We start from the raw sequence: 448 nt of genomic DNA on the forward strand, positions 1-448 counted from the left end.
CCGCCAAATAACACTACCGATTTTCATTCTCGATTCACACCACAAACCGGCCGGTGTGCAGGCTAACCGGCGGCGCATGCCATGGTTTGTCACCGCCAGCAGATCGAGAACGCTAATGATGACCAACTGCCGAGCGGTATCCCACACTTTACTTTTGGTCCTGATAACCACTGTCGTTTGGCGCAACTGCTCCAGCATCTAGGACGCGCCTCGTCGTCATCCACAGCAGCCAGTGCCGTCAGAAAGCACCTTGTCTCCGGTCCGATCGCCTACCATACCAGTGCGGTCATCCCGACGGAAATGTCATCAACAGTTGTCGGTCGGCGCTTGTTTGCGCCGCCATGCAGCCACCAGGCCTAGCTGCAAACGGCTGCGGATTGTGACCCCAAAGCCTAAGGGAGGGAGCAGTTGTCAATCAGTCACCGTGGTACAAGCAGGGCAAGGGATC

General features: G+C 56.9%; 1 protein-coding gene. It reads right to left on the minus strand.

The window, feature by feature from the left end; genetic code table 11:
- Window positions 1–198, minus strand: a 198-nt coding sequence (locus NZ585_14875) for a hypothetical protein (GenBank protein MCS7081315.1), incomplete at its 3' end; no start/stop codon positions are given.
- Between the last annotated feature and the right edge of the window lie 250 nt (window positions 199–448).

The organism is Chloracidobacterium sp., from assembly GCA_025057975.1.
GTDB lineage: Bacteria > Acidobacteriota > Blastocatellia > Chloracidobacteriales > Chloracidobacteriaceae > Chloracidobacterium.